The organism is Leifsonia sp. McL0618, assembly GCF_049994905.1.
Taxonomy (GTDB): Bacteria; Actinomycetota; Actinomycetes; order Actinomycetales; family Microbacteriaceae; genus Diaminobutyricibacter.
In genome coordinates this window covers 3,399,582-3,425,122 of sequence record NZ_CP188258.1, presented here as the reverse complement: position 1 = coordinate 3,425,122, position 25,541 = coordinate 3,399,582, and the positions used below count along the sequence as shown (strand labels likewise).

Sequence of the window (25,541 nt, the reverse complement as noted above, 5' to 3'; positions counted from 1 at the left end):
TCGGGTGATCAGTTTTCCTGGTCACCCGGCTGACTCCTTACAGGAAAGCAGGACGCACTTTGTTTAGCGCCGTCGCGCGGATCTTCCGTACGCCAGACCTTCGCAAGAAGATCGCCTTCACCTTGGGCATCATCGCCCTTTTCCGGCTGGGATCGTTCATTCCTGCGCCCTTCGTAGACTTCCCGAACGTCCAGACCTGCCTGGCGGCCAACCAGGGCACGTCAGGGCTCTACTCGCTCGTCAACCTCTTCAGTGGTGGCGCGCTCCTCAAACTTTCGATCTTCGCGCTCGGCATCATGCCGTACATCACCGCGTCGATCATCGTGCAGCTCCTGCGCGTGGTCATCCCTCACTTCGAGACCCTGTACAAAGAGGGCCAGGCCGGGCAGAGCAAGCTCACCCAGTACACGCGTTACCTCACGATCGCTCTCGGTGTCCTCCAGTCCACGACGCTGATCACCGTCGCGCGAAGCGGCGCACTCTTCGGCACCACCAGCGTGAGCCAGTGCACGCAGCTCATCACGGATGACTCGTGGTACGCGATCCTGCTCATGGTGCTGACCATGACCGCCGGCACCGGACTCATCATGTGGATGGGTGAGCTCGTGACCGAGCGCGGCATCGGCAACGGAATGTCGCTGCTCATCTTCACGTCGATCGCCGCGCAGTTCCCGCCGTCGCTGATCGCCATCGCGCAGTCGCAGAGCGTCGAGGTCCTGATCGTGGTGCTCGCCATCGGCTTGCTGATCGTTGCGGCCGTGGTGTTCGTCGAACAGTCGCAGCGGCGCATCCCTGTGCAATACGCGAAACGGATGGTCGGCCGGCGCACCTACGGCGGTAACAACACGTACATCCCGATCAAGGTCAACATGGCCGGTGTCGTGCCGGTGATCTTCGCATCGTCGCTGCTGTACCTGCCTGCGCTGATCGCGCAGTTCAACCAGCCCAAGGCGGGCCAGGCGGCTGCGCCGTGGGTGACGTGGATCACGAACTACCTGACCAAGGGCGACCACCCGCTCTACATGCTCCTGTACTTCCTGCTCATCGTCGGGTTCACCTATTTCTATGTCGCGATCACCTTCAACCCTGAAGAGGTCGCCGACAACATGAAGAAGTACGGCGGGTTCATCCCCGGCATCCGCGCGGGCCGGCCCACCGCCGAGTACCTCGACTACGTGCTGACCCGTGTGACCCTTCCCGGCTCCATCTATCTCGGTTTGATCGCGCTGATCCCCTTGATAGCGCTGAACCTGCTGGGGGCGAGCCAGAACTTCATGTTCGGCGGCACGTCCATCCTGATCATCGTCGGCGTCGGCCTGGAGACGGTCAAGCAGATCGACTCGCAACTCCAGCAGCGTCATTACGAAGGGCTGCTGCGATGACCGGTGTCGTCAACGACTCTTCGCCGAAGGGGGCTCGCCTGCTCATCGTGGGCCCGCCCGGCTCCGGCAAAGGAACCCAGGCGGCACGGATCAGCTCGGCCTATGGCATCCCCGACGTGTCGACCGGTGACATCTTCCGCGCCAACATCAAGAACGGGACCCCGCTCGGAGTCCAGGTCAAGGAGATCGTCGACGCGGGAGACTACGTTCCCGACAGCCTGACCAACGCGCTCGTCACCGAGCGGCTTGAAGAGGACGACGCCCGTAACGGCTTCCTCCTCGACGGCTACCCGCGCACACTCGAACAGGTCCACTACCTCGACGGCCTTCTCGGCAAGAAGGGTCAGAGCCTCGACGGCGTCATCCAGCTGGTCGCCGACCGTGACGAGGTCGTCTCGCGGCTGACGAAGCGCGCGCAGGAGCAGGGCCGGGTCGATGACTCGGAGGAAGCGATCCGTCACCGCCAGGAGGTCTACCTCCGTGAGACGTCGCCGCTGATCGACGTGTACCGCGATCGTGGTCTGCTGATCGAGGTCGACGGCCTGGGCGGGGTCGACGAGGTCGCTTCGCGGCTCACACGGGCCCTCGCCGACCGTGGAATCCTTCCGACTGCGGAGCGCGACTCCGAGTCGGTCGCGTAGCCAGCGCATCCGATGGTCTTCCGACGGTCGATCTACAAGTCGCCCGCCCAGCTCCGGCTGATGGTGGAGCCCGGTCTCGCGACGGCTGCATCCCTCGACGCCGTTGCCGCAGCGGTCGCGCCGGGCGTCAGCACGGTCACGCTCGACGCGCTCGCGGAGCGCGCGATCGTCGAGCGGGGAGCCCGGCCCAACTTCAAGCTCGAGCAGGGTTACAACCACACCATCTGCGCGTCGGTGAACGACGACGTGGTCCACGGGATCCCGGGCGAACGCATCCTGCAGCCCGGTGACATCCTGTCGGTCGACAGCGGTGCCATCATGAACGGCTGGAACGGTGATGCCGCGCGCACCTTCGTTCTGCCTGACCCGTCACGCCCCGACGTGTCCGACGAACGACGCACGCTGTCCGAGGTGACCGAGCAGTCGCTGTGGCGCGGCATCGCACGCCTGGTCACGGCGCGGCACCTCAACGAGGTCGGCGAAGCTGTCGAGGACTACATCGTCTCGCGCGGCGACTACGGCATTCTGACCGACTATGTCGGCCACGGCATCGGTCGGAGCATGCACGAGGCCCCGCCGGTGTTCAACTACCGTGTCAGCGCGAAGGGCCCCGAGGTGCGGCCCGGACTGGTCGTCGCGATCGAGCCGATGGTGGTGCTGGGCAGCCCGGAGACGTTCGTGCGCGACGACGGGTGGACCGTCGCCACGGAGGATGGTTCTGCAGCGGCCCACTGGGAGCACAGCGTCGCGGTGCACGCGGAGGGAATCTGGGTGCTCACGGCAACGGATGGTGGAGCATCCGGACTCGCGCCATTCGGCATCACCCCGGTGCCGGTACCGTAGCCTGATCGTCGGCGATCTCCGAGGGCGAACGCAGATGATACTCCGCGATTCGCGAAACGCGCGGGAATCGCATAAGATTGATCCTTGGTGTTTTGCACACGTTTTCGTGTGCCCGCAGAACCCGTTCTTCGGGTCGCGGAGCACCACAATCCACCGCACGACCAGCAATCAATACTTTTAGCGACAGTGAGGCTATGGCCAAAAAAGACGGCGTCATCGAGATCGAAGGATCTGTGGTCGAAGCTCTGCCCAACGCGATGTTCCGCGTTGAGCTGACGAACGGGCACAAAGTGCTTGCCCACATCTCGGGCAAGATGCGTCAGCACTACATCCGCATCCTCCCTGAGGACCGCGTGATCGTGGAGCTGAGTCCTTACGACCTGACCCGCGGCCGTATCGTCTACCGCTACAAGTAACGGCTGCTGTAAGTAACGGCCCCGCCCACGGGTAGCCCCGGGCGAGGTACGAGGACAGCGAACAAAAGGTACAAGAACTATGAAGGTCAACCCCTCCGTCAAGAAGATCTGCGACAAGTGCAAGATCATCCGTCGTAACGGCCGGGTCATGGTCATCTGCGAGAACCCGCGTCACAAACAGCGCCAGGGCTAGTCCCGGCGTCGGTCTCGTACGACTGATAACTCAATAACGAAGAAGGCAGCGCCAGAACCTGCGCAAGCAGGGGACACCCCCGGTTGGAGGCCGGGGCACCGGAGCTGTTACAGACCTCCACCCACTCACAGGAGAAGCCACAATGGCACGTCTAGCCGGCGTTGACATTCCACGCGAAAAGCGCGTGGAAGTAGCACTGACTTACATCTACGGTGTTGGCCGTACGAGGGCGCTCAAGACCCTCGCCGACACCGAAATCGACGGAAACGTCCGCGTCAAGGATCTGACCGACGACCAGCTCGTCGCCCTCCGCGACTACATCGAAGGCAACTACAAGGTTGAAGGTGACCTTCGCCGCGAGGTCGCCGCCGACATCCGACGCAAGGTCGAGATCGGCAGCTACGAGGGTATCCGCCACCGCAAGGGCCTCCCGGTCCGCGGTCAGCGCACCAAAACCAATGCGCGTACCCGCAAGGGTCCGAAGCGCACCGTCGCCGGCAAGAAGAAGGCTCGCTAGGCCCCGGCCCGCGAGTCACGCGCCTTTAGGATTCAGGAGAAATCATGGCAGCACCCAAGACGGCCGCTCGGAAGCCGCGCAAGAAAGAAAAGAAGAACATCGCTGTGGGCCAGGCCCACATCAAGAGCACGTTCAACAACACCATCGTCTCGATCACCGACACCACTGGTGCGGTCATCAGCTGGGCATCCTCCGGTGGCGTCGGCTTCAAGGGTTCGCGCAAGTCGACCCCGTTCGCCGCACAGCTCGCCGCCGAGTCGGCTGCGCGTCAGGCGCAGGAGCACGGCATGAAGAAGGTCGACGTCTTCGTCAAGGGACCGGGCTCGGGCCGCGAGACCGCGATCCGTTCCCTGCAGGCCGCCGGCCTCGAGGTCGGCTCGATCAACGACGTGACGCCGCAGGCGCACAACGGCTGCCGCCCGCCGAAGCGTCGCCGCGTCTAATTAGCTGTACTCATCTTCGCGAACGCAAGGGGGCGGCGCCGGCTCGGCCGACGTCGTCCTCTGCGCGCGATCTAACGCAAGTGTCATATAGCGGACACTTAGCCGAAAGGAAACAACAGTGCTCATTGCACAGCGTCCCACGCTCGCCGAAGAAAACATCTCGGAGTTCCGTTCGCGGTTCGTCATCGAGCCCCTCGAGCCGGGCTTCGGTTACACCCTCGGGAACTCGCTTCGCCGCACGCTCCTGTCGTCGATCCCCGGCGCTGCAGTCACCAGCATCCGCATCGACGGTGTGCTGCACGAGTTCAGCACCGTTCCCGGTGTGAAAGAAGACGTCACCGAGATCATCCTCAACATCAAGGGCCTCGTCGTCTCGAGCGAGCACGACGAGCCCATCACGGCCTACCTGCGCAAGACCGGCGCCGGCCAGGTCACGGCAGCCGACATCTCGGCTCCGGCAGGCGTGGAGATCCACAACCCCGAGCTCGTCATCGCGACCCTCAACGACAAGGCGAAGTTCGAGGTCGAGCTGACCATCGAGCGTGGCCGCGGCTATGTTTCAGCGACCCAGAACCGCAACGAGTACAGCGAAGCGGGCCAGATCCCGATCGACTCCATCTACTCGCCGGTCCTCAAGGTCACCTACCGCGTCGAGGCGACGCGTGCCGGTGAGCGCACCGACTTCGACCGCCTCGTCGTCGATGTCGAGACGAAGCAGGCGATCAGCCCGCGTGACGCGATCGCATCCGCCGGTCGTACGCTCACCGAGCTGTTCGGTCTCGCCCGCGAGCTCAACAGCGCGGCCGAGGGCATCGAGATCGGCCCGGCTCCCGTCGACCAGGTGCTCAGCTCCGAACTGTCGATGCCGATCGAAGACCTCGACCTGTCGGTCCGGTCGTACAACTGCCTCAAGCGCGAGGGCATCAACACGGTCAGCGAACTCGTTTCGCTGTCGGAGACCCAGCTCATGAACATCCGCAACTTCGGTCAGAAGTCGGTGGATGAGGTCAAGGACAAGCTCGTTGAGATGGGCCTGTCGCTCAAGGACTCGGTTCCCGGGTTCGACGGCGCCCACTTCTACAGCGGCTACGAAGACGACGAGAACATCTAAGGCCTGTCGTCTCGACTACGCCTTTCGACTTTCAACACTGGAGATAACCGATAATGCCTAAGCCAACAAAGGGCCCCCGCCTCGGAGGCGGTCCGGCCCACGAGCGCCTGATGCTCGCCAACCTGGCTGCTGCCCTGTTCACCCACAAGAGCATCAAGACGACCGAGACCAAGGCGAAGCGCCTTCGTCCTCTCGCCGAGCGCCTGATCACGTTCGCCAAGCGCGGCGACCTGCACGCGCGCCGTCGCGTGCTCGCCGTGATCGGTGACAAGGCGGTCGTGCACGAGCTCTTCACGGAGATCGCGCCGCTCGTCGCCGAGCGTGAGGGTGGCTACACCCGCATCACGAAGCTCGGGTTCCGCAAGGGCGACAACGCCCCCATGGCTCAGATCGAGCTCGTTCTCGAGCCTGTCACCCCGAAGGTGAAGTCGACCAAGTCGTCCACCAAGGCCGCTCCGAAGACCGAGAAGGTCGAGGAGGCTCCGGTCGAGGAGACCGCGGCTGAGGAGACCGCGGCTGAGGAGACCGAGGCTGAGGAGACCGAGGTCGCCGAAGCTGAGGTCGCCGAGGAGGCGACTGCCGACGCCGAGGCCGGCGACGCCGAAGAGACCACCGCTGAGGCGGAGGCCGAGAAGGCCTGACGTCTGCAGACGTTGTCGAAGGTCCCCACCGTTTCATCGCGGTGGGGACCTTCGCCGTTTAACCGGACTGGCTAGGGTGGATGGATGGCCGAAACGATCGACGACATGGAGCCCGTTCGCGAGCGCATGGCGACGCCTCCGTCGTACCGGCCAGAGCATCCACTCATCGCCCAGTGGCGTCCCGCCACCATGGACGACATCGATGACGTGTGCCGGCTCATGCAGGCGATCGACGTCGCAGACCACCCGAACTACCTGACCACGCGTGAAGAAGTCGAGGAGGAGTTCGGCTACTCGTTCGTGGACCTGTCGGTCGACTCGATTCTCGGTCTCACCGCCGAGGGCATTCCGGTCGCGGTCGGGCTCGTCGTGATGCCGCCTCTGGCGGAGACCCTGGTGAGATCCTTTCTGTACGGTGGCGTGCATCCGGATGTCCGAGGCCGGGGGATCGGCCGCGAACTCCTCGCCTGGGAGCGCACGCGCGCCGAGCAGCAGTTCGCCGTCTCGGACAAGAGGCTGCCAGCGTGGGCCATGGCCTCTGCGGATGCCCGCGCACCGCAGAGCGAACGCCTGCTCCGGCACGCGGGGTTCGAAGTGGTGCGCTATTTCGTCGGGCTCCAGCGGGACCTGGCCGATCCGATCGAGCTGGTCGAGCCGGGCGAGAAGGTCAGGATCGTCCCGTTCACCGACGCGCTTTCCGCAGAGACGCTGGCCGCCCGAACAGATTCCTTCCGCGACCATTGGGGTAGTCAGCCGATGAGCCAGGAGCAGTGGCAGGCCTGGCTTGATGGCACCTTCCGCGCAGATCTCTCGTTTCTCGCGGTCATAGACGGCGCCGGCGCGGGGAGCGCCGATGAGGTGGTCGGCTTCGTGCTGTGCCAGGTGAACGAAGACGACTGGGTGACGCAGGGCTTCTCGGGCGCCTATGTCGGGATGGTCGGCACGACGCGGGCGCACCGCGGCCGTCGCATCGCTCCCGCGCTCCTGTCACGCACCCTGGCCGCGTGCGCGGCGCAGGGCTTGCAGCGCGTGACCCTCGACGTCGATTCCGAGAGCCCGACCGGTGCTCTGGGGCTCTATACGCGAATGGGTTTTGTGCAGACGAATTCGGAGACCTCGCTGATCCGCGTGTACTGAGCGATGGCGGCCGCGCGACCGCCGGCTCGCTACTGCGGTCGCGGGCCGCTGCCTCCCCAGACCGTGAACGGTTTGACCGGCGACCGCTCGGCGAGGCGATGGAGCGCATCGCTGACGACGGCCGCATAGATCTTGCCTCCGCGGCTGCCGGGGTGGATGTGGTCTTCTGCGAGAAGATCGAGGTGCGGGGTGATGGCGCTCTTCCATTCCGCGAGTGCCACGGTCTTCTGGTGTGCGCCGGCATAGGCGTCGAGGTCGGCGTTCACGCCGTCGGTCCATCCGCGTGGCGCCTGGACGGTGACGAACACGAACTGGTGGTCGGGCCCGGCGATCTGCTGCATCTCGTCGAGGGTGGACTGCGAGATCGATCCGTTCGTTCCGAGACCGACGAGCACGACTTTGCGGAGGGTTCCCGCGCTCTTGGCCGCTTGCAGGATGCCCGGTGCTGCCCGCATCTGCCGTGACACCACCGCATCGATCCGGATGCCGGGGAATGCCTCCTGCAGGGAGGGGGCGGACGCGAGCATCACCGAGTCGCCGATGGCCATGATCTGTTCGCCGGTTGCGACGGGGTGGGGGTCTGGTGCTCCGCGGGGCGCAGGCGGATGCGTCGGGTCGCCCGACGCCCCGGGCGCCGGTTTCGCGAGCGCGTGCTCTCCGCGCTCGATGAAGGCTTGTGCGTCTGTGCGCTGCGGCGCCGTGACCACGGCAGTGACTGTGCCGGCCGCAAGGAGTGCGACGACCATGAGGCCTGCCACGGCTACGGCGCGTGCCGGTCTCGACGACCGTGCGTGGCGCAGCACGGCTCGCGCGCACCCGCGCAGGCCGGAGCGGCGGATGGGGGTCTCGACGAAGCGGAAGGAGACCAGCGAGGCGACCGCCGTGACCGCGAGGGCGATCATCCCGGTCTGCCAAGCCGGGCCCGGCGACTGCTGTCGCTCGATGACCGCGCTCACGAGCACGAAGGCCGGCCAGTGCCAGAGGTACATTCCGTATGAGCGGGCCCCGATGAAGCGCAGGGGAGCAGCATCGAGGGAGCTACCGAGCCGGGACCGTGACGAAACGGCTGCCCAGATGACGACTGCGGCCAGTACGCTCACGAGCGCGAGACCGCCGCGGTAGGTGAAGGCGTTGTCGTCGTGCATCCACCACGCAGCGATCCCGAGCGCGATAAGGGCTGCCACGCCGATTCCGGGGAGAAGGCGGCGCACGAACCACTGGAATGCGGACTCGCCAGCGTCGAGGTCGAGGGGCTTGATCCGACTGATGACCAGCGCCAGCACCGCGCCCAGGGCCAGGCCGAAACTGTGCGTGTCGGAGCCGAAGTAGACGCGGGTCGCGTCGCCGCCGGGTGTGTAGAGCACCGCCATCTCCGCGGCTGAGCCGACGGCGATCGCCGCGACGATGGCGACCCGTGCGCCGCAGCGCCGGATCAGCACGATCGCGAGCAGGAGGACCGGCCAGACGACATAGAACTGCTCTTCGACGGCGAGTGACCACAGGTTACGGAAGAGTTCGGGCACGTCTTTCGCGAAGTAGCTGCTGTCCGACGCGATGTCGAGCCAGTTGCTGCTGAACGTCGCGGCGCCGACGAGCTGCCTGCCGATCCCGGTGAGCACCGACCCGCCGATCAGAGCGGCTGCGGTGGCTGAGACGAGCACAACGGCGACGAGCGCGGGTATCAGCCGGCGACCGCGCCTGACCCAGAACCGGCGCAGGTCGACCCTGCCGGTGCCGGCGCGTTCGCGCACCAGCAGGCTGGTGATGAGGAAGCCGCTGATGACGAAGAAGACGTCGACCCCGATGAAGCCGCCGGGCAGGAGACCGGGGAAGAGGTGGTACACGATGACCGCCACCACAGCCAGTGCGCGGAGGCCGTCGAGTCCGGCGAAACGGCCGGCCTGTGGCGCGCGGCTGCGGCCGTCGGCCGTTTCGGGCAGAGCTGTGCTGCGAGCTGAAGCGATGGTGGCGGAAGTCATGAAGAGGTCGGGTCGCGTGAAGCGGCCTTAACAGTAACAAGCTCCACTGACTCTAGACTGGCCGTCGTGGAAGACGAGGCGATGACCCGGTTCCGGCTCGATATCGCCTATCAGGGCACGGATTTCAACGGCTGGACGAGGCAGCCGCAGCTGCGTACCGTGCAGGGCGAACTGGAGTCCGCGCTTGCGACGATCTTCCGCAGGCACGGCCCTGCGCCCACTCTGACGGTGGCCGGCCGCACCGACGCCGGAGTGCACGCAGCGGGGCAGGTGGCGCATGTCGACCTCAGCAGGGGACAGATTGCGAGCCTCCTCCGCGCCCGCGGGAAGACGCCGCGCACCAATGACGCGGGTGCGGCGCTCGCCCGTCGCGTGAACGGCATCCTCGGTCCTGTTCCCGACCTCGTCGTCACCCGCTGCTCGCTCGCGCCCGCCGGTTTCGACGCCCGGTTCTCGGCGATCTGGCGCCGTTACCGGTACCGCATCGCCGACCAGCTCTCGTCCCGCGATCCGCTGCAGCGCCACCGCACCACCTGGGTCCCGGTCTCCCTGGATGTGGATGCGATGGATGCGGCTGCGACCAGTCTGCTCGGCCTCCACGATTTCGCCGCATACTGCAGGCCGCGCGAGGGCGCGACGACGATCCGCACACTCCAGCAGTTCGGCTGGATGCGCGACGATGATGGCGTGCTGATCGGCGACGTGCAGGCCGACGCGTTCTGTCACAGCATGGTTCGCGCGCTCGTCGGCGCGTGCGTCGGCGTCGGCGAGGGAAAGCTGGCGGTGACGGATGCGGTGCTGCTGCGCGATCTCGGCAGCCGGTCGAGCGCGTTCAAGGTCATGCCAGCGCGCGGCCTGACGCTCGTCGAGGTCGGGTATCCGGGCGATGCCGAACTCGCCCAGCGGGCGGAACAGACCAGGGCGCTCAGATCGCTCGACCTGTAGCTGGACTAGCCGGGGGCGGCTCAGCCACCAGGCCGGCCGTCGGCCCCGTCGGAGATCATGGTTTCAGGAGTTTCCTTCACCGGTCGGTTGCGTCGGCGTTGAACGAGTACTGCTGTCCCGCCCGCGAGCCCGAGGCTGATCCCGGCGATGGCAGGAATCGCGACCGATGAGCCGGTATCAGCGAGCTCGTCCGTCGAGTTCGTCGCGGCTGCTTCTGTCGTGGCTGTTAGCTCCGCCGGCGGCGTCGCGGTCGGTGTGGGCTCCAGGGACTTCGTGCCGGGGTCGAGGACGGTGAACAGCACTTTCTCGTCATCCGCGCCGAAGGCCATGTCGCTGAGCGAGCACATCCAGTGGAACTCGTGGATTCCAGGTGGGACATCGTGGGGAATGGTCACGTCCGCGTCGATGAGCCCGGTCACTGCGTCGATCGGCCCATCGAAGCCTCGGAGCTTGTCTTCTTCGCGGGACATGAGGGAGAGAAGCACCAATGTGGCTGGATTTCCTTTGTAGGTGCATTCGCCGGTGACGTGTACTTGTCCGCCGGGGAGCGCTTGAAGCGGGGACACGCTGATGTGGGTGACCCGATCCGGGGCCGGGTCTGATGCTTCCGCGGTTGACGATGAAGTGGCCGGTTCTTCGAGTGCGTGCGCGGGTGCGGCCACCACCAGGGCGCCGATTGCGGCGGCACCGACACCGGCTGCGAGTACGGGCCGTAACCAGCTTCGTTCCGGTTGCATGAGGACTCTCTCAGGGTGTGGATGTTTGCCTCTGACGTTTCGCATGGGACAAGCGTACCTGAGGTATATAAGCACTAGAGTGGCGGGATGCAAAAGAAGACGAAACGCAGATCACGGGCTGCTGTCGCCGCCACTACTTTTCTCCTGGCAGGTTTGGTTGCTTTGCCGGCGTCCGCCGCCTCAGCCGGGGCCGGCGACGAGTCGGGAGACTGGTTCGGGACAGACGCGCGGATGGGGCGTTCGAGCATCCCGGGGGCGCCACAAGGCACCACTCGAACGCGGAACGTCGCTCTCGATGCGGACGCCGCGGTGCGCGCGGTGGTCTCGCCGCAGTCGCTTGCGCTCGCCCAGCCGGGGGAACGGCTCATCGTTCCCAAGAACGGCGACCTCACCCTGACACTGTTCGGTGAAGAGAGACTGGCGATCACCGTGTCAGAAGTCGCCGTGACGTTGGATGCGGAGGCGACCGAGAATGCGCCGACGGTGGAGGTGATCGGCAGCAAACGAGTCGACGGGGGCGATGCGGCGACCGTAGCGTTCACCTTCATCCCTGACGCATCCGGACATTACGCCCTGCACGGCGGAATCGAGCGCGGCACCGAACCTCGTGTGGAGATCGATCAGGCGTCCCCTGGTGTCGCACGCCTCAGCGAACTCGGCGACGCGGCTGAACTGCCCGACGAGCAGCTCCCCGCGGATATCCACGACGCGATCGCCGCACCAGGGGCTGTCACCGCACCCGATCCCGGCGCGAACGACAACCGAGGCCGCGCTGGTGCCCCCCTCACGACGGTCGATGTTCTCGTGGGCTACGCCAGCGCCCTGGGCGGTACCGCGAAAGCAGCCATCACCCAGCGGATCACGGAGACCAACACTGCTCTCGCCACCTCAGGAGTCAACATCCGGCTGAACCTCATGGCCGTCACCCCAGTCGCATACACCCAAGCCCCCACCGGCCTGAGTAAGGACATCGAGAACCTTCGGATCGGAAGCGAGGGTCTTGCAGTGTTGCACAACCAGCGGGACGCGATCGGAGCCGACCTGGTCGCAATGATCGTGCCGCGGACCAACGGGGCGTGTGGGTGGGGATACCTTCCCCCGGACGGCCTGAGCGTCACCGCGTTCGACTGCCTGAGCGGGTACTCGCTCGCGCACGAGATCGGCCACAACCTCGGCAGTGACCATGACTACGCGAACTCGAGCATGCTCGACCGGCCGTATGCGTTCAGTTACGGCCACCAGGTTGCGGGCATAGCTCGGGACATCATGGCCTACCCGTGCGCGAACGCCGACTGCCCCCGCCTCCTGCAGTACTCGAACCCCAACGTGAACTTCATCGGCCACCCCACCATCCCGTCCGGCACCGCGACCGAGGACGCCGCGCGCAGCTTCAACCTGATGGCTCCCGTCATCGCCGACTACCGCACCAAAACACAGACCAGCCGACTGTTCGGTTCGGACCGTTACGAGACCGCCGCCGCCATCTCCCGTCACGGGTTCACCGATCCGGCACAGGTGTCCACCGTGGTTGTCGCGGCCGGAACCGATTTTCCTGACGCACTTTCCGCGGCACCACTCGCCGCGAAACTCGCCGGCCCGCTCCTGCTCACCAACCCCAGCAGTCTGCCCGCAGCCACGACGACGGAGATCAAGCGGCTGAAACCATCGAAGATCGTACTGATCGGCGGTACCGGCGCCGTCTCGACCGCAGTCGAGACAACACTCAAAAGCCTCGTGACCGCCGGTGGCACCGTGCCACGCATCTCCGGCGCAGACCGATACGCCACCTCTGTCGCGATCGGCAAGTACGGGTGGAGTTCCTCCACCACAGCGTTCATCGCAACCGGGCTCGACTACCCGGACGCGCTTTCGGCCGGAGCAGCAGCAGGAAATCTCGGCGCACCAGCCGTGCTCGTCCCCGGAACCTCTGCCGCCGCGCCGGCGGCCACAACCGCGTTCCTCACCTCGATCGGCGTCACGACCGCATACATCGCCGGCGGCACCGGTAGCGTCTCCGCAGGCATCGAGAAGGACTTGAAAGCAAAACACACGGTCGTCCGCTACGCAGGCACCGACCGGTTCAACACATCCACCCTCATCGCCACAGCCCACCACACCAAGAACGGCAGCATGTACCTCGCGTCAGCCATGAACTTCCCCGACGCCCTCGCAGGAGCAGCCGTCGCCGGACGACAGAAAGCACCACTCGTGCTCTCCGCCCCAGGGTGCGTACTGGCCAATCTGAACGACGCCCAGCGGGTCATCACCCCGTCCCAGCTCGTCCTGCTCGGCGGCGTCACACTGCTGACCGAAGCAGTGAAGGACGGAACCATCTGCTGACACCGCCGTCTGCCGAATGGGGGCGGGACGAGACGCGGGCCATCGGGGCCCGGTTTGACGCGCGAGCGACCATGAAATAGAGTTGATGTTTGGTGTCCGCGCCCCTGCGCACGGCATCCGAAGTTGAGCCCTCCACCTGCGGCGTTCCACTGCACCTGTTGCAAGACTGCACCTGTTGCAAGCATCGGAACTCCCCACGGAGCGGGATTCACGAACACCCAACTCCGACAAGAAAGCAGCCACTACTGTGACGCGCACTTACACCCCGAAGGCCAATGAGATCCAGCGCGACTGGGTCGTCATCGACGCGACAGACGTCGTGCTCGGCCGCCTTGCCAGCCACGCTGCCACGCTCCTGCGCGGCAAGCACAAGCCGACGTTCGCCCCGCACATCGACAGCGGCGACTTCGTCATCATCGTCAACGCAGACAAGGTCGCCCTCACCGGCGCCAAGGCTGCACAGAAGAAGGCATACCGCCACTCGGGCTACCCGGGCGGTCTCACGGCAGTCACGTACTCCGAGCTGCTCGAGAAGAACCCTGTCCGCGCCGTCGAAAAGGCGATCCGCGGAATGCTTCCGAAGAACTCGATCGGTCGCGCCCAGCTCCGCAAGCTGAAGGTCTACACGGGCAGCGAGCACCCGCACGCTGCACAGCAGCCGAAGCCGTACACCCTCAGCCAGGTCGCGCAGTAAGCGCCCGGCGACAGACTTTTCGACTCTAAAGACAAAGGATTCACACCATCGTGGCGAAGATCGCAGACAGCATCGACTCGGCAGCTGCCGAGACCGTCGAGACCTACTCGACCGAGACTCCGGCGGAGTCGGCCCCCAAGGCCCCTCGCGCCGTCCTGAACGTTCCCGGCGCCGCTGTGGGCCGTCGCAAGCAGGCCATCGCCCGCGTGCGTCTCATTCCCGGCTCCGGCACCATCACGGTCAACGGCCGTGAGTTCGCGGACTACTTCCCGAACAAGCTCCACCAGCAGCTCATCAACGACCCGTTCAAGGTGCTCGACCTGCTCGGCAGCTACGACGTGATCGCCCGTATCACCGGCGGCGGCCCCTCGGGCCAGGCCGGCGCTCTGCGCCTCGGCATCGCGCGTGCACTGAACGAGATCGACCTGGAGAACAACCGCGCGACCCTGAAGAAGGCCGGCTTCCTCAGCCGTGACGCCCGCGTCAAGGAGCGCAAGAAGGCTGGTCTCAAGAAGGCTCGCAAGGCTCCGCAGTTCTCCAAGCGCTAATCGTCGCGGACGCTTAGGCTGCGGTTTATGCCACGCCTTTTCGGAACGGACGGTGTTCGCGGTCTCGCGAACGGAGACCTCACTGCCGACCTCGCGCTCGGTCTTGCCCAGGCTGCTGCTGCAGTCCTGACGCAAGGCCGCAGCGCCGAGGCGCGGCGTGCTGCCGGCAAACGACCTGTCGCCATCGTCGCGCGCGACCCACGGGTCTCCGGCGAGTTCATTGCGGCCGCCGTGATGGCCGGGCTGGCCAGCTCGGGCATCGACGTGCTTGACGCCGGGGTGATCCCGACGCCTGCGCTCGCCTTCCTGATCGCTGACAGCGACTCCGATTTCGGCGTCATGGTTTCTGCTTCGCACAACCCGGCTCCCGACAACGGCATCAAGATCTTCGCGCGCGGCGGCACCAAGCTGCCCGACATCGTCGAGGATCGCATCGAGGCAGCGATGAGCAGCGGACCGAAACTCGCCCCGACGGGTGCAGGCGTCGGCCGCATCCGACGCTTCGCGGATGCGGAAGACCGCTACGTCGTCCACCTCCTGGCCAGCCTCCCGCACCGACTCGACGGCATCCACGTGGTGCTCGACTGCGCCAACGGTGCAGCCGCCGGTGTTTCGCCCGAGGTCTTCCACGACGCCGGAGCGCGTGTCACCGTCATCGGAGACGAACCTGACGGCATCAACATCAACGACGGGGTCGGCTCGACCCACCTCGACCAGCTCGCCAAGGCTGTCGTCGGAGCCGGCGCCGATGTCGGCATCGCCCACGACGGCGACGCGGACCGGTGCCTCGCGGTCGACGCCAATGGCAAGATCGTCGACGGCGACCAGATCATGGCGATCCTCGCGCTCGGCATGGCCGAGCGGAACAAGCTGAACGAGCACACGCTCGTCGCCACAGTGATGAGCAACCTTGGCCTCAAGATCGCAATGCGCGAAGCCGGCATCACCGTCGTCGAAACCCGTGTCGGCGACCGGTACGTGCTCGAAGAGATGAACGAGCACAAGTTCTCACTCGGCGGCGAGCAGTCGGGCCACGTCATCATGAGCGAGTATGCGACAACCGGCGACGGCATCCTGACCGGCCTCCACCTGCTCAGCGAGATGGCGCGCCAGCGCAAGTCGCTCGCCGAACTCGCGCAGGCGATGACGGTGTACCCGCAGATCATGGTCAACGTCAAGAACGTCGACCACCACGGGGTGCACACCGACGATGTTCTCGCCGAGGCCGTGCGCTCCGCCGAAGCCGAACTCGGCACTACGGGGCGCGTGCTGCTGCGCCCGTCCGGCACCGAGCCTCTCGTGCGCGTCATGGTCGAAGCGGCCGACCAGCACACCGCCGACCGCCTGGCGCATGAACTCGCCGAGGTCGTGCGGGAGCGCCTGAGCCTCTGACTCCTCGGCGCTCAGCGCGGGGCGCACCAGTTTCGTTCCCCCTCCCGAGTACGACCGCGCGCGCTCGGATGCGCCCGGTGCGAGATCGCCTTATTCCGGCGTCCTGATCGTGACTGCTGGCGGCGTGTATAAATGGCCGATCCTGTAGGTTGTTCTAAAGAAATGACGTTCGATATCAGATCGTCATTCTGAACGCTGTAGTCTGTCCTCGGGAAAGGATGCGCAGGTGGATCTCACGGTCGCCATCATCGGTGCACTGATACTGCTGCCGATCCTTGTGGGGGCCTGGGCTGTAGTCGCTCTTGTCAGACCTGTTGTTCAGCGAATCCGTGACCGATGTGGGTGGTCGCGGTCCATCGATGACGGCACTCAGGCCGAGCTAGAGCGGTGATCTTCAGTGACGGACGAGCCCCCTCAGAGCTTGCGCAGCAGCACTGAGCTCACCGTGTGATCCGCGTCTTTGCGCAGCACCAGTTTCGCGCGCGAGCGCGTCGGGCGGATGTTCTGCACCAGGTTCGGCTCATTGATGCTTTCCCAGATCGCGCCGGCGCGCGCTCTCGCCTCCTCTTCGGTCAGCGAGGAGTACCGGTGGAAATACGACTTGGGGTTCGCGAAGGCTCCGCGCTGGAGTTTCAGGAATCGCTCCTGGTACCAGTTCGCGATATCCCTGGTGCGGGCGTCCACGTAGACGCTGAAGTCGAAGAGGTCGCTGACCGCGAGGCGGTTTCCCCCGCCCGCCGGCTGGAGCACGTTCAGCCCTTCCACGATCAGCACGTCCGGCTGGCGCACGACGATCTGTGCACCGGGAACGATGTCGTAGCTGAGGTGCGAATAGAAGGGTGCGCGTACCTCCCGGGCCCCGCTCTTCACCTCTGTGACGAAGCGGAGCAGCGCGCGACGGTCGTACGATTCGGGAAAGCCCTTGCGTTCCATGAGCCCGCGACGCTCGAGCTCCGCATTGGGCAGCAGGAAGCCGTCGGTGGTGACGAGTTCGACGCGGGGGGTGTCCTCCCAGCGTGACAGCAGCTCGCGCAGCAGCCTCGCGATCGTCGATTTGCCCACCGCGACAGAGCCGGCGACACCGATCACGAACGGCGTGCTCTGGGCGCGCTCGCCCAGGAACTCGTTCGTCACCCGGTGCAGCTGCTTGGTGCCGGCGACGTAGAGATTGAGCAGCCGGCTGAGGGGCAGGTAGACCTCTTCGACCTCGCGCATGTCGAGCGGATCGCCCAGACCGCGCAGCTGCACGATCTCGGTTTCCTTCAAGGGGAGCGTCGTCGATTCGGCGAGCTCAGACCAGTCGGCACGGTCGAGCTCCACGAACGGGGATGTCTGGCCGTTACCTGTGCCTGCGCCTGTTTCAGCCATAGGCGACCAGTTTAGAGGTTTGCGTCAGGCTAAAATCGGGTGCATGTGTGGAATCGTGGGGTACGTCGGTACTGACAAGAGTCTCGAGGTCCTCCTCGGCGGATTGAAGCGACTCGAATACCGGGGCTACGACTCCGCCGGCGTTGCGATCATCGACGACAACGGTGATCTCAACACGGCGAAACGGGCCGGCAAGCTGTCCGTCCTGACCGACGAGCTCAAGGCCAATCCGATCGGCAACGGACGCACGGGCATCGGTCACACGCGCTGGGCGACGCACGGTGGACCGACCGACCGCAACGCGCATCCACACCTCGGCGACGACGGCCGGCTGGCCGTCATCCACAACGGAATCATCGAGAACTTCGCTGCCCTGAAAGACGAGCTGCTCGCCGAGGGCTTCGCCTTCACCAGCGAGACCGACACCGAGGTCGCTGCCGTTCTGCTGGGCCGCGAGTACCGCGCGACGGGCAGCCTCCAGGAGGCGTTCCGCCTCGTCGTCAGCCGCCTCGAGGGCGCTTTCACGCTGCTCGCGCTCCACCAGGAGGAGCCGGGCGTCGTCGTCGGCGCCCGCCGCAACTCGCCGCTCGTGATCGGGCTCGGTGAGGGCGAGAACTTCCTCGGCTCCGATGTCGCGGCTTTCGTCGAGCACACGCGCAGCGCGCTCGCGATCGGCCAGGACCAGATCGTCACGATTACTCCGGACTCGGTCACCGTCACCGATTTCGACGGCGGGCAGGTCGAGGTCGAGCCGTTCGAGGTCGCCTGGGATGCTTCGGCGTCAGACAAGGGCGGCTGGTCGAGCTTCATGGCGAAGGAGATCAGCGAAGAGCCGGATGCGGTCGCCAACACGATGCTCGGGCGTCACCACGACGGCCAGGTCGTCATCCCCGAGCTCGAAGCATTCGGCGACGATGTTCTCGCCGGCATCGACCGCATCACGATCATCGCGTGCGGCACGGCGTCGTATGCAGGCCAGGTCGGAAGTTACGCGATCGAGAAGTGGGCACGCGTACCCGTGCAGGTCGAGCTGAGCCACGAGTTCCGGTACCGCGACCCGGTGATCACGCCGACCACGCTGGTCATCTCGATCAGCCAGTCCGGCGAGACGATGGACACCCTCATGGCGGTCAAGTTCGCCCGAGAGGCCGGCGCGAAGGTGATCTCGGTCTGCAACACCCAGGGTGCGACGATCCCGCGCGAATCCGATGCCGTGATCTACACCCACGCCGGACCGGAGGTGGCCGTCGCGTCGACGAAAGCGTTCGTCGCCCAGATCACCGCGCTCTACCTCTTCGGCCTGCACCTCGCGCGCGTTCGCGGCAGCCTGAGCTCTCAGCAGCAGGCCGACCAGCTCGACGAGCTCGCGGCGATCCCGGCGAAGCTCGCCAAGGTGCTCGAGTCGCACGACAGCATCGCCCAGCTCGCGAAGTGGATGGCCGACACCCGCGCCGTGCTCTTCCTCGGACGCCATGTCGGCTTCCCGATCGCGATGGAGGGTGCGCTCAAACTCAAGGAGCTCGCGTACATCCACGCTGAGGGCTTCGCGGCGGGTGAACTCAAGCACGGTCCGATCGCGCTCATCGAGCCCGGCCAGCCGGTCTTCGTCGTCGTTCCGAGTCCTCGTGGGTCCGACGAGATGCACAAGAAGGTCGTCTCGAACATCCAGGAGATCCGCGCGCGGGGGGCCCGCGTGATCGCGATCGCCGAGCAGGGTGACGCAGCCGTGCTGCCGTTCGCCGACGAGGTCATCCCGATCCCGCTTGCTGCACCGCTGTTCGAGCCGCTCCTCGCGGTCATCCCACTGCAGATCTTCGCCATGGAGCTGTCGAGCGCGAAGGGTCTCGACGTCGACCAGCCGCGCAACCTGGCCAAGTCCGTCACGGTCGAATAGCCCGGAACGACAGCCCCTCGTGATCGTCGGAATCGGAGTCGACGTCGTCGACCTGGCCCGCTTCACGCGGGCAGTCGCACGCACCGCCAGGCTTGTGGACCGCCTGTTCACCGGCGCGGAGCGCGATCTGCCCGTGCATTCGCTGGCGGCGCGTTTTGCGGCGAAGGAAGCGCTCATGAAGGCGCTCGGCGATACCGAGGGCGTTCGCTGGCACGACATGGAGATCATCTCCGACGTCGAGGGGAACCCGGGGTTCGCGCTGACCGGGGTGGCCGCCGATATCGCACGTCGCCGGGGGATCGCCTCCCTGCATCTCTCCATGACCCACGATGCCGGTGTCGCGATCGCCTTCGTGGTAGCGGAGGGCGGGGCATGAGCGACGCCGTTTTCCGGGAGGCCGTGATCGACCTCGACGCCCTCTCCCGCAATGTTGCGCACCTCCGCGAGGTGATCGGCACGGAGCACGTCATGGCCGTGGTCAAGGCGAACGCCTACGGTCACGGCGCGGTCGAGTGCGCGCGTGCGGCGCTCGCCGGCGGCGCGGACTGGCTCGGTGTCGCCGATCTGGCCGAGGCCCTGGAACTGCGGGATGCCGGGATCGCGGCCCCTGTGCTCGCCTGGCTGCACGACCCCGAAACGGATTTCTCGCCGGCGATCGAGGCCGGGATCGACCTGGGGCTGTCATCCATCGCCCAGCTGGAGGCCGTCGCGTCTGCCCGGCGCACGCTCGTGGCAAAGGGGCGGCTCCACGGCCAGGCGCTGGTGCAGCTGAAGCTCGAAACGGGCCTCAGCCGCAATGGAATCGCGCAGCCTGAGTGGGAGCAGACCTTCGCCCGGGCGCGGGAGCTGGAGCACGACGGCGACATTGCGGTGCGTGGTGTCTTCAGTCATCTGTCGAATACGTCGGCCGTTGACGACGCTGCTGCGATCGCGCTCTACCGGCGCGGACTCGACCTGGCCTTCGAGGCAGGCCTCCACCCGGAGTTGCAGCACATCGCGGCGTCCGCTGCCGCGCTCCGAATCCCGGATGCCCGCTTCAACCTGGTACGGCTCGGCATCGGCATCTACGGACTGTCGCCCTTCAGCGACCGCACGAGCGCGGACCTCGGGATCTCGCCGGTCATGACGCTGCGTGGACGTATCGCGGCCGTTCGCCGTGTTCCCGCAGGCAAGGGCGTTTCGTACGATTACACGTACCGCACACCGCGGGAGACGACGCTCGCACTCGTTCCGCTCGGTTATGCCGAAGGAATCCCGCGTCACGCCTCGAACCGCGCGACCGTGAGCATCGCAGGCCGCATCTTTCCGGTCAGCGGCCGCGTCGCGATGGACCAGTTCGTGGTCGACGTCGACGATCAGCCGGTCAGCGTCGGTGACGAGGTCGTCTTGTTCGGCGATCCTGCCATCGGCTTCCCGAGCGCGGACGACTGGGCCGAGGCGGCCGGAACGATCAACTACGAGATCGTGACCCGCATCGGCCCGCGCGTGCAGCGCACCTTTGTCGGGCGAAGGTGAACGCCGGCACGTGAGCACCATCGCAGTACCTTCCGAGACGGTGATCGAGACCGCTGCCGACATGCATGACTTCGGCGTCGGGCTTGCGGGCATCGTCGGTCCTGGCGACCTGATCGTGCTGAGTGGGCCGCTCGGTGCGGGCAAGACCACCCTGACCCGTGGCCTCGGCGAGGGCCTCGACGTGCGCGGCCCGGTCACGAGTCCGACGTTCGTGCTCGCTCGCACCCATCCGAGCCTTGTCGGCGGCTCCCCGCTCGTGCACGTGGATGCGTACCGCCTGTCGAGCGCGCTGGAGCTCGACGACCTCGACATCGATTTCGCCCGTTCGGTCGTGGTGGTCGAGTGGGGGAGCGGGATGCTCGACGGTGTCGCCGAGTCGTGGCTCGAGGTCGACATCGAGCGTCCGACCGGAGCCGCCACCGGCCCGGATGCCGCGCCCGGCGAACCGGACGGCAGCGAGCTCGAGCACGACGAACCCCGCATCGTGACGGTCCGCGGTTTCGGCCCGCGGTGGGGCGCCGCCGGATCGGCTTAGGCTGGACTCATGCTCCTTGCGATCGACACCTCAGCGGGCACGAGCGTGGCCGTCGTCGACCGCGACGGGGGAATCCTGGCCGAGCGCAGCGAGCTCGACACCATGCGTCACGCCGAGGTCGTCGGCGACCAGATCGCGGCTGTGCTGGCCGACGCCGGGGTGGCCGTCGCGGACCTCTCCGGAGTCGCGGTCGGGATGGGACCCGGGCCGTTCACCGGACTGCGCGTCGGCATCGCCGCGGCGCGCGCTTTCGCCTTCGGTGCAGCCAAACCCGTCGTGCCGGTGGTCAGCCACGACGCGATCGCGTTCGAGCGGTTTCGGGACGGTCACGCAGGCGGCCTCCTCGTCGTGACCGACGCACGGCGACGAGAGCTCTACTGGTCGGCGTATGTCGGGGTCGACGAGGTGGGCCTGCCCATCCGCGAGGACGGCCCCGGTCTCTCCAGGCCCGACCAGCTTCCGCATACGGCGCTGGCGCGTTTCGACGCCGCGACGGTGTCGGCGGGAGCACTCGGGATGCTCGCCGAGCTCCTTTATGCGCACCGGCGCCCCTTCGCAGCCGATGAGCCTTTGTATCTGCGGTCGCCCGACGTGACGCTCTCCAACGGACCGAAGCGGGTCAGCGCATGACCGAGGCCTGGCAGTTCCGCAGGGCGGCCGAGTCCGACGTCCCGTCGATCATGGTGCTCGAGCGTGCAACGTTCGCCACGGATGCCTGGTCGGAGCGCTCGATGCGCCACGAGGTCACGAGCGAGCACTGCTACTACCTCGTGGCCTTCCGTGCAGACAGCCCGGACGACATCGAAGGCTACGCCGGGCTGCTCGCGCCGGCCGGGTCGACCGACGGCGACATCCAGACCATCGCCGTCGCGCCCGGCGCCCGCCGCCAGGGACTCGGGCGTGCGCTGATACTGACCCTCATCGGGGAGGCGCGGCGTCGAGGCATCACTGCGGTGTTCCTCGAGGTCAGGGCGGACAATCCGGGGGCGCAGACGCTCTACCGGGGTCTCGGTTTCGAGGAGATCGGTGTGCGGCCGCACTATTACCAGCCGGATGACGTGGATGCGATCGTGATGCGTGTCGAGGTCGCTGAGGCCCGTACCGAATGGGCGGCGAACCGTGCGATCGTGGAAGGGGGTGGGCAGTGAACCGCACCGAGCCGCTCGTTCTCGGCATCGAGACGTCGTGCGACGAGACCGGGATCGGCATCGTGCGGGGCACACGGCTGCTCTCGAACACGATCGCCTCGTCGATGGACGAGCACGCCCGCTACGGCGGCGTCGTACCGGAGGTCGCGGCCCGTGCCCACCTCGAAGCGCTGACTCCCGCCCTGCGCGCAGCCGTCGCCGACGCGGGCATCACCCTCGATCAGCTCGATGCGATCGCGGTGACGAGTGGTCCAGGGCTCGCGGGCGCGCTCATGGTCGGTGTCGGGGCGGCGAAAGCCCTGGCCGTGTCGCTCGGCAAGCCGATCTACGCCGTCAATCACCTCGTGGGGCACGTCGGCGCCGACCTGCTCGACGCGTCGGGTGGGCCCGGCCACTCCGTCGAGCTGCCGACGATCGCCTTGCTGGTCTCGGGAGGCCACACGTCCCTCCTGCTGGTCCGCGACCTGGTCTCCGATGTCGAGCTTCTCGGGGAGACGATCGACGACGCGGCAGGCGAGGCATTCGACAAGGTGGCCCGCGTGCTCGGCCTTCCCTACCCGGGTGGTCCGCAGATCGACCGGGTCGCAGAGTTCGGCGATCCGAAGGCCATCCGGTTTCCCCGCGGTCTGAGCCAGCCGAAAGACATGGAACGGCACCGTTACGATTTCTCGTTCTCCGGCCTGAAGACCGCTGTCGCCCGTTGGGTCGAACAGCGTCAGGATGCCGGTGAGGAGGTGCCCGTCGCCGATGTCGCCGCCAGCTTCCGCGAAGCCGTCGTCGACGTGCTGATCTCGAAGGCTATCGCCGCATGCACCGACTTCGGGGTGCCGCGCCTCCTCCTCGGCGGCGGCGTGGTCGCCAACGCCCGGGTTCGCGAGGTCGCTGCTGAACGTTCGGCGCGGGCGGGTGTCGCATTGCGCATCCCGGCTTTGTCGCTCTGCACGGACAACGGGGCGATGATCGCGTCCCTCGGCGCCCAGCTCATCATGGCAGGACACGGGCCGTCCGCCCTCTCATTCGGCGCCGATTCCACCCTCCCGGTCACGGAGATCCAGGTCGCTCGCTGACCGGATGCGTTGACACCCTTGTCCGAGGGCTGTCACGATGGCTGCATACAGCGTTTGTTCAGCTTCGCCAGCCCCATCGCGAATGCCGAACTCACCGCATCCTGAGCGTCGGCGGAACGCGCCCGTGGGCGCGACGCCCCAATCGAAAGGAGATCGGCTCATGACCGATCCGAACACCCCTGGCGAGCCGGCAGAGCCGAACGTCCCGCCGCCCGCTGTACCTCCGGAAGCGCCGGAAGGCGCCCCTCCGGCACCACCGGCGCCCCCGGCACCACCGGCGCCTCCTGTCGCACCGCCTGCCTACCAGCCGGCCCCGCCCGCGTACCAGCCGGGCGCGGTCCCGCCGCCGGCGCCCGGATACGGCCAGCCGGCACCGGGCTACGGCCAGCCCACCGGGTACGGCCAGCCGGCACCGGTGTACGGCCAGCCTGCAGCTCCGTACGCCCAGCCCTACGGAGCCCCGGCCCCGGCAGCCAAGTCGCCCGTGCTGAGCATCATCTCGATGATCACCGGCATCCTCGGGGTCATCAGCTTCGGCTGGGGATTCCCGTTCTCGATCGCGGCGATCGTGCTCGGCTTCCTCGGCCGCAACAAGGAACCTGCGGCGAGGGGATTCTGGCTCACCGGCCTGATCACCGGGTTCGTCGGCATCGCCATCTCGATCATCGGCGGCATCATCCTGGCCGTGATCTGGATCGGTGTGATGAGCAATTCGAACGTCAACTACTGACCAGCGGAAACGTAGGGCCGGATCGCACGTGCGGTCCGGCCCTTCGCCGTGTGCGGTGGAGTGGGCAGGTGCCGTGAGCGGATGCTGTGACCAGCACTCACCGCGCCCCGCGACTCAGCCGACGCGGTCGACGAGCAACGCGGTGTGCCGTCCGGCGATCCGGGTGAGCACGAGGGTGGCGCTCTCCCGGCCGCTCAGCGACAGGCGCTTGCGAAGGGCGGCCGGGTCGACATCCACCCCGCGCTTCTTGATCTCCAGTGTCCCGATCCCGCGTTCGCGCAGGGCGCGTTTGAGGTCGCGCTCTGCGAAGGGGAGCGTTTCGAGAACGCGGAAGGCCGACGCGAAGGGTGTCGCGACGAGCGTGCTCGACGTCAGGTAGGCGATCCCGTCACTGAGCATGCGGGCGCCGAGCGACCGCGCCAGGTCGCCGATCAGGCGGGCGCGGATGACGGCGCCGTCCGGCTCGTAGATGAAGTCGCCGAGTTCGCCGGTTTCGATGTCGTCGCTGTCCTCCGGCGCCGTGAGCTCGTGCGAGCCGCCGGCGTCGATGACGAGGGCGGAACGGCGGATGCGCGGGCGGGCCAGTGCACCGAACCAGAGCCCCATCTCGACGAGGTGGCCGTCGACCGAGATCCACTGCGCCTCGGCCGTGGTCGGGATGAGGTCGCGGTCGAATCCGGGGCCGAGCTTCACGCCGACCGAACGCCCTGTCGCCAGTTCGAACGCGAAGTTCAGCGAAGGGGAATAGTCGTCGGGGTCGGTGAGCCGCGTCGTCTGCCCGTGGCCTGCCGTGCGCCGGGCCGGATCGAGATAGATACCGTCAACGCCACGGAGGTCGGCGTCTTCTGCGTTCTCGTTCAGCACCGTGGCATTGGAGAAAGGCGCGAGGTTGTAGCTGGCGATGGCCGCGGTGATCTCGTCGGCGTCCACTGCGGTCACCTCGAGGTCGATCGCGGCCATGGCCATCGCATCCCCACCGATGCCGCAGCCCAGGTCGACCACGCGGGTCAGGCCTGCGGAAGCGAATCGCCCGGCATGCAGGGCGGCGACCGAAAGCCGGGTGGCCTGCTCCAGCCCCGCCTCGGTGAAGAGCATCCGGCCGGCGAAGGGGCCGAACTTGCCCGCCGCCTTCGACCGGAGCCGCGCCTGCGTCAGCACGGCGGCGACGAGTGCGGGCGAGTGTCCCGCTTTGCGCAGGTCGCTGACCATGCGCACGACGTCGGCGGTGGACTGGTACGGAGGCAGCGAATCGAGCAGCCGGAGTCCTTCGGGCGACAGCAGTTCGACGAGTTCCGGCCTGTCCATGAACCCAGCGTACGCAGGTC

Annotated in this window: 27 protein-coding genes; 23 read left to right on the top strand and 4 right to left on the bottom strand. The window is 66.7% G+C overall.

Going from position 1 to position 25,541, the window contains the following annotated elements; all coding sequences use genetic code 11:
• The first annotated feature begins 59 nt into the window (after window positions 1–59).
• The 10 genes from secY to ACPPVQ_RS16540 all read left to right on the top strand — a co-directional run bounded on the left by secY (window position 60) and on the right by ACPPVQ_RS16540 (window position 7,324).
• Complete coding sequence (secY, locus tag ACPPVQ_RS16585; RefSeq protein ID WP_426516236.1) at window positions 60–1,382, top strand: preprotein translocase subunit SecY; 1,323 nt, start codon at window positions 60–62, stop codon at window positions 1,380–1,382.
• Window positions 1,379–2,023 (top strand): adenylate kinase, encoded by a 645-nt coding sequence (locus ACPPVQ_RS16580; RefSeq protein ID WP_426516235.1) that lies wholly within the window; start codon window positions 1,379–1,381, stop codon window positions 2,021–2,023. The genes secY and ACPPVQ_RS16580 overlap by 4 nt, the downstream gene beginning before the upstream one ends.
• A gap of 12 nt (window positions 2,024–2,035) precedes the next feature.
• Window positions 2,036–2,866 carry a type I methionyl aminopeptidase gene (gene map / locus ACPPVQ_RS16575; protein WP_426516234.1) on the top strand — a complete coding sequence of 277 codons (831 nt, stop codon included), beginning with the start codon at window positions 2,036–2,038 and terminating at the stop codon, window positions 2,864–2,866.
• A gap of 194 nt (window positions 2,867–3,060) precedes the next feature.
• Window positions 3,061–3,282: a translation initiation factor IF-1 gene (infA, locus tag ACPPVQ_RS16570; RefSeq protein ID WP_021759551.1), complete on the top strand. Its 222-nt coding sequence runs from the start codon at window positions 3,061–3,063 to the stop codon at window positions 3,280–3,282.
• A 79-nt stretch (window positions 3,283–3,361) separates the two neighbouring features.
• A complete protein-coding gene (rpmJ, locus tag ACPPVQ_RS16565) occupies window positions 3,362–3,475 on the top strand; it encodes a 50S ribosomal protein L36 (RefSeq protein ID WP_426516233.1) in 114 nt (37 codons plus the stop codon).
• Window positions 3,476–3,617: 142 nt separating this feature from the next.
• A complete protein-coding gene (gene rpsM / locus ACPPVQ_RS16560) occupies window positions 3,618–3,992 on the top strand; it encodes a 30S ribosomal protein S13 (RefSeq protein WP_426516232.1) in 375 nt (124 codons plus the stop codon).
• A 44-nt stretch (window positions 3,993–4,036) separates the two neighbouring features.
• On the top strand, window positions 4,037–4,435 hold the full coding sequence (gene rpsK, locus ACPPVQ_RS16555) for a 30S ribosomal protein S11 (protein ID WP_163287585.1): 399 nt from the start codon (window positions 4,037–4,039) through the stop codon (window positions 4,433–4,435).
• A gap of 118 nt (window positions 4,436–4,553) precedes the next feature.
• Window positions 4,554–5,546 (top strand): DNA-directed RNA polymerase subunit alpha, encoded by a 993-nt coding sequence (locus ACPPVQ_RS16550; protein WP_426516231.1) that lies wholly within the window; start codon window positions 4,554–4,556, stop codon window positions 5,544–5,546.
• A 53-nt stretch (window positions 5,547–5,599) separates the two neighbouring features.
• On the top strand, window positions 5,600–6,187 hold the full coding sequence (gene rplQ, locus ACPPVQ_RS16545) for a 50S ribosomal protein L17 (RefSeq protein WP_426516230.1): 588 nt from the start codon (window positions 5,600–5,602) through the stop codon (window positions 6,185–6,187).
• An 84-nt stretch (window positions 6,188–6,271) separates the two neighbouring features.
• A complete protein-coding gene (locus tag ACPPVQ_RS16540; RefSeq protein WP_426516229.1) occupies window positions 6,272–7,324 on the top strand; it encodes a GNAT family N-acetyltransferase in 1,053 nt (350 codons plus the stop codon).
• A 29-nt stretch (window positions 7,325–7,353) separates the two neighbouring features.
• Here ACPPVQ_RS16540 and ACPPVQ_RS16535 read toward each other — a convergent pair whose 3' ends face one another.
• Window positions 7,354–9,303, bottom strand: a complete 1,950-nt coding sequence (locus ACPPVQ_RS16535) for an acyltransferase family protein (protein WP_426516228.1) — start codon at window positions 9,301–9,303, stop codon at window positions 7,354–7,356.
• Between the two features lie 81 nt (window positions 9,304–9,384).
• On the opposite strand from ACPPVQ_RS16535, the gene ACPPVQ_RS16530 reads away from it, so the two are divergent.
• Window positions 9,385–10,248 carry a tRNA pseudouridine synthase A gene (locus ACPPVQ_RS16530; RefSeq protein ID WP_426521302.1) on the top strand — a complete coding sequence of 288 codons (864 nt, stop codon included), beginning with the start codon at window positions 9,385–9,387 and terminating at the stop codon, window positions 10,246–10,248.
• Between the two features lie 20 nt (window positions 10,249–10,268).
• Here ACPPVQ_RS16530 and ACPPVQ_RS16525 read toward each other — a convergent pair whose 3' ends face one another.
• Window positions 10,269–10,985: an LPXTG cell wall anchor domain-containing protein gene (locus tag ACPPVQ_RS16525; RefSeq protein ID WP_426516227.1), complete on the bottom strand. Its 717-nt coding sequence runs from the start codon at window positions 10,983–10,985 to the stop codon at window positions 10,269–10,271.
• An 87-nt stretch (window positions 10,986–11,072) separates the two neighbouring features.
• Here ACPPVQ_RS16525 and ACPPVQ_RS16520 point away from each other — a divergent pair, with 87 nt between their 5' ends.
• From ACPPVQ_RS16520 to glmM, 4 genes are all read left to right on the top strand, one after another.
• Entirely contained in the window at window positions 11,073–13,325 is a 2,253-nt protein-coding gene (locus ACPPVQ_RS16520) for a cell wall-binding repeat-containing protein (protein ID WP_426516226.1), read from the top strand.
• Window positions 13,326–13,572: 247 nt separating this feature from the next.
• On the top strand, window positions 13,573–14,019 hold the full coding sequence (gene rplM, locus ACPPVQ_RS16515) for a 50S ribosomal protein L13 (RefSeq protein WP_426516225.1): 447 nt from the start codon (window positions 13,573–13,575) through the stop codon (window positions 14,017–14,019).
• A 50-nt stretch (window positions 14,020–14,069) separates the two neighbouring features.
• A complete protein-coding gene (rpsI, locus tag ACPPVQ_RS16510) occupies window positions 14,070–14,567 on the top strand; it encodes a 30S ribosomal protein S9 (RefSeq protein WP_426516224.1) in 498 nt (165 codons plus the stop codon).
• Between the two features lie 27 nt (window positions 14,568–14,594).
• Window positions 14,595–15,959, top strand: coding sequence for a phosphoglucosamine mutase (glmM, locus tag ACPPVQ_RS16505; protein ID WP_426516223.1), 1,365 nt, complete (start codon window positions 14,595–14,597; stop codon window positions 15,957–15,959).
• A gap of 414 nt (window positions 15,960–16,373) precedes the next feature.
• On the opposite strand, the gene coaA is transcribed toward glmM, so the two are convergent.
• On the bottom strand, window positions 16,374–17,327 hold the full coding sequence (coaA, locus tag ACPPVQ_RS16500) for a type I pantothenate kinase (protein WP_426516222.1): 954 nt from the start codon (window positions 17,325–17,327) through the stop codon (window positions 16,374–16,376).
• A gap of 43 nt (window positions 17,328–17,370) precedes the next feature.
• On the opposite strand from coaA, the gene glmS reads away from it, so the two are divergent.
• From glmS to ACPPVQ_RS16460, 8 genes are all read left to right on the top strand, one after another.
• The gene (gene glmS, locus ACPPVQ_RS16495) at window positions 17,371–19,221 is read left to right on the top strand and encodes a glutamine--fructose-6-phosphate transaminase (isomerizing) (protein WP_426516221.1); all 1,851 of its coding nucleotides are present in this window, start codon (window positions 17,371–17,373) and stop codon (window positions 19,219–19,221) included.
• A gap of 19 nt (window positions 19,222–19,240) precedes the next feature.
• A complete protein-coding gene (locus tag ACPPVQ_RS16490) occupies window positions 19,241–19,597 on the top strand; it encodes a holo-ACP synthase (RefSeq protein ID WP_426516220.1) in 357 nt (118 codons plus the stop codon).
• Window positions 19,594–20,736: an alanine racemase gene (gene alr, locus ACPPVQ_RS16485; RefSeq protein WP_426516219.1), complete on the top strand. Its 1,143-nt coding sequence runs from the start codon at window positions 19,594–19,596 to the stop codon at window positions 20,734–20,736. Before ACPPVQ_RS16490 ends, alr begins: the two co-directional genes overlap by 4 nt.
• A 61-nt stretch (window positions 20,737–20,797) precedes the next feature.
• Window positions 20,798–21,271: a tRNA (adenosine(37)-N6)-threonylcarbamoyltransferase complex ATPase subunit type 1 TsaE gene (tsaE, locus tag ACPPVQ_RS16480; protein WP_426521300.1), complete on the top strand. Its 474-nt coding sequence runs from the start codon at window positions 20,798–20,800 to the stop codon at window positions 21,269–21,271.
• Window positions 21,272–21,280: 9 nt separating this feature from the next.
• Window positions 21,281–21,901 carry a tRNA (adenosine(37)-N6)-threonylcarbamoyltransferase complex dimerization subunit type 1 TsaB gene (tsaB, locus tag ACPPVQ_RS16475; RefSeq protein ID WP_426516218.1) on the top strand — a complete coding sequence of 207 codons (621 nt, stop codon included), beginning with the start codon at window positions 21,281–21,283 and terminating at the stop codon, window positions 21,899–21,901.
• On the top strand, window positions 21,898–22,419 hold the full coding sequence (rimI, locus tag ACPPVQ_RS16470) for a ribosomal protein S18-alanine N-acetyltransferase (RefSeq protein WP_426516217.1): 522 nt from the start codon (window positions 21,898–21,900) through the stop codon (window positions 22,417–22,419). Before tsaB ends, rimI begins: the two co-directional genes overlap by 4 nt.
• Window positions 22,416–23,486 (top strand): tRNA (adenosine(37)-N6)-threonylcarbamoyltransferase complex transferase subunit TsaD, encoded by a 1,071-nt coding sequence (gene tsaD, locus ACPPVQ_RS16465; protein WP_426516216.1) that lies wholly within the window; start codon window positions 22,416–22,418, stop codon window positions 23,484–23,486. The genes rimI and tsaD overlap by 4 nt, the downstream gene beginning before the upstream one ends.
• A gap of 160 nt (window positions 23,487–23,646) precedes the next feature.
• The gene (locus ACPPVQ_RS16460; RefSeq protein ID WP_426516215.1) at window positions 23,647–24,216 is read left to right on the top strand and encodes a DUF4190 domain-containing protein; all 570 of its coding nucleotides are present in this window, start codon (window positions 23,647–23,649) and stop codon (window positions 24,214–24,216) included.
• Between the two features lie 114 nt (window positions 24,217–24,330).
• Here ACPPVQ_RS16460 and ACPPVQ_RS16455 read toward each other — a convergent pair whose 3' ends face one another.
• A complete protein-coding gene (locus ACPPVQ_RS16455) occupies window positions 24,331–25,521 on the bottom strand; it encodes a THUMP-like domain-containing protein (protein WP_426516214.1) in 1,191 nt (396 codons plus the stop codon).
• Between the last annotated feature and the right edge of the window lie 20 nt (window positions 25,522–25,541).

Bases quoted from the DNA above. Each gene is read 5' to 3' on its own strand.
- ACPPVQ_RS16580 (WP_426516235.1), top strand. From the start codon at position 1,379: ATGACCGGTGTCGTCAACGACTCTTCGCCGAAGGGGGCTCGCCTGCTC.
- map (WP_426516234.1), top strand. From the start codon at position 2,036: ATGGTCTTCCGACGGTCGATCTACAAGTCGCCCGCCCAGCTCCGGCTG.
- infA (WP_021759551.1), top strand. From the start codon at position 3,061: ATGGCCAAAAAAGACGGCGTCATCGAGATCGAAGGATCTGTGGTCGAA.
- rpmJ (WP_426516233.1), top strand. From the start codon at position 3,362: ATGAAGGTCAACCCCTCCGTCAAGAAGATCTGCGACAAGTGCAAGATC.
- rpsM (WP_426516232.1), top strand. From the start codon at position 3,618: ATGGCACGTCTAGCCGGCGTTGACATTCCACGCGAAAAGCGCGTGGAA.
- rpsK (WP_163287585.1), top strand. From the start codon at position 4,037: ATGGCAGCACCCAAGACGGCCGCTCGGAAGCCGCGCAAGAAAGAAAAG.
- rplQ (WP_426516230.1), top strand. From the start codon at position 5,600: ATGCCTAAGCCAACAAAGGGCCCCCGCCTCGGAGGCGGTCCGGCCCAC.
- ACPPVQ_RS16540 (WP_426516229.1), top strand. From the start codon at position 6,272: ATGGCCGAAACGATCGACGACATGGAGCCCGTTCGCGAGCGCATGGCG.
- ACPPVQ_RS16535 (WP_426516228.1), bottom strand. From the start codon at position 9,303: ATGACTTCCGCCACCATCGCTTCAGCTCGCAGCACAGCTCTGCCCGAA.
- ACPPVQ_RS16530 (WP_426521302.1), top strand. From the start codon at position 9,385: ATGACCCGGTTCCGGCTCGATATCGCCTATCAGGGCACGGATTTCAAC.
- ACPPVQ_RS16525 (WP_426516227.1), bottom strand. From the start codon at position 10,985: ATGCAACCGGAACGAAGCTGGTTACGGCCCGTACTCGCAGCCGGTGTC.
- ACPPVQ_RS16520 (WP_426516226.1), top strand. From the start codon at position 11,073: ATGCAAAAGAAGACGAAACGCAGATCACGGGCTGCTGTCGCCGCCACT.
- glmM (WP_426516223.1), top strand. From the start codon at position 14,595: ATGCCACGCCTTTTCGGAACGGACGGTGTTCGCGGTCTCGCGAACGGA.
- coaA (WP_426516222.1), bottom strand. From the start codon at position 17,327: ATGGCTGAAACAGGCGCAGGCACAGGTAACGGCCAGACATCCCCGTTC.
- glmS (WP_426516221.1), top strand. From the start codon at position 17,371: ATGTGTGGAATCGTGGGGTACGTCGGTACTGACAAGAGTCTCGAGGTC.
- alr (WP_426516219.1), top strand. From the start codon at position 19,594: ATGAGCGACGCCGTTTTCCGGGAGGCCGTGATCGACCTCGACGCCCTC.
- tsaE (WP_426521300.1), top strand. From the start codon at position 20,798: ATGCATGACTTCGGCGTCGGGCTTGCGGGCATCGTCGGTCCTGGCGAC.
- tsaB (WP_426516218.1), top strand. From the start codon at position 21,281: ATGCTCCTTGCGATCGACACCTCAGCGGGCACGAGCGTGGCCGTCGTC.
- rimI (WP_426516217.1), top strand. From the start codon at position 21,898: ATGACCGAGGCCTGGCAGTTCCGCAGGGCGGCCGAGTCCGACGTCCCG.
- ACPPVQ_RS16460 (WP_426516215.1), top strand. From the start codon at position 23,647: ATGACCGATCCGAACACCCCTGGCGAGCCGGCAGAGCCGAACGTCCCG.
- ACPPVQ_RS16455 (WP_426516214.1), bottom strand. From the start codon at position 25,521: ATGGACAGGCCGGAACTCGTCGAACTGCTGTCGCCCGAAGGACTCCGG.